Origin of the sequence: Pseudomonas meliae, from assembly GCF_001400515.1 — a bacterium.
GTDB lineage: Bacteria > Pseudomonadota > Gammaproteobacteria > Pseudomonadales > Pseudomonadaceae > Aquipseudomonas > Aquipseudomonas amygdali.
The window spans coordinates 1-1,152 of sequence record NZ_LJQT01000174.1 but is presented as its reverse complement, the minus strand read 5'-3'; the positions used below and the strand labels follow the sequence as shown (position 1 = coordinate 1,152).

The 1,152-nt window shown below is 56.2% G+C and carries 1 protein-coding gene; it reads right to left on the bottom strand.

The window, feature by feature from the left end:
* Positions 1 to 928 (bottom strand): ATP-binding protein (locus ALO64_RS07870; protein WP_174517435.1); only part of this gene is annotated, 928 nt, incomplete at its 3' end.
* Positions 929 to 1,152 lie beyond the last annotated feature (224 nt).

Here is a 1,152-nt window from a genome sequence, read left to right as displayed (position 1 = left end):
CCCGGGGCGGTTCAGTATGCCGTTTGCCTGGCAGTACCGTGATGACTTCTTCATGACAAAATATTTTGCCTACATCAGCTGCACCGCTGAGCAACGACAGTGCTGATCGCGCTCGACGTGCTTCTGTCTTGCGGCGTCCACCCAATTCCCCCGAGACCTTATCAGCCAACGGGCCGAACACCTTGGCGATGGCTTTCCAGACCGGGCAGGTCTTGCGCAGTATCTCGCTACGGGAGACGTTGAGGGCAATCGCCTGCTTGGTCACGATCAGGCCTCCAGCCCCCCAGAGGTGCGAGGAATCGTGACGGACCAGCACGCCCTGGTTGTAGATCGAAACCGCGCCTTCTTCCTTGGCCCGGTAATAGGCGTATTCGTCTTCAAAGTCCCACTTTTCCGTTGCAGGATCGCGGGTAATGATGCGGCCATTGAGTTCAACGCTGATGCGGGTATAACGCACCAGGTCACGAATCTCCTGGACGGCAGACATCAACTCCAAATCGTTGAGCGGTTCGTACCAGATGCCCTCGATGGAGCAACCCGGTGCGCCGTGTTCAAGATCGTCCAGCTCGTAGTTATAGCCCATCGAGCGGGTATCAACGGTCATCTGCCAATCGTTGGAAGCCCAACGTGTTTTGGCGTGCGCCATGATCTGGCCCCGGCCTAGCCGGAACCGGCCATAAGTGGCATCACCTTCCTGGTGCGGTGTGCCAAAGCGTCCGAAGTAACGCAACACGTCATTGCGGCTGGCAAATCCGCGACCGTCATCAGCGCAGTGAAAACCCTCTTTGGTCATGGTCAGGCGCAATGCGGTGGCATCGGCGTCTACAGAGTTCATCACCAGCTCGATGATGGCCTTGCCGATCGATCCGGCCTGACTATGGATGATGTGTTGAATGATTTCAGGGTCCAGCTCAAAAGGTAGCAGCACGGTACACCTCATATAGGTAAGGCCAGGCACAGCCAAACGCCAGACAGCTGATAGCCGACTGCGTAGCGATGCAGTGGGATGGTTAGAAAGTGCGGGAGTATCAGGGGGGGGATACGCGCGTAATAGCTACTTGTAACGGGTCGCAATCAGCGCGCTTTTTGGCTCAGATTATCTAAGACTGAAGAATCCCTTGGGCTCGTATTAAGGAGCCGCTGATTTATTCT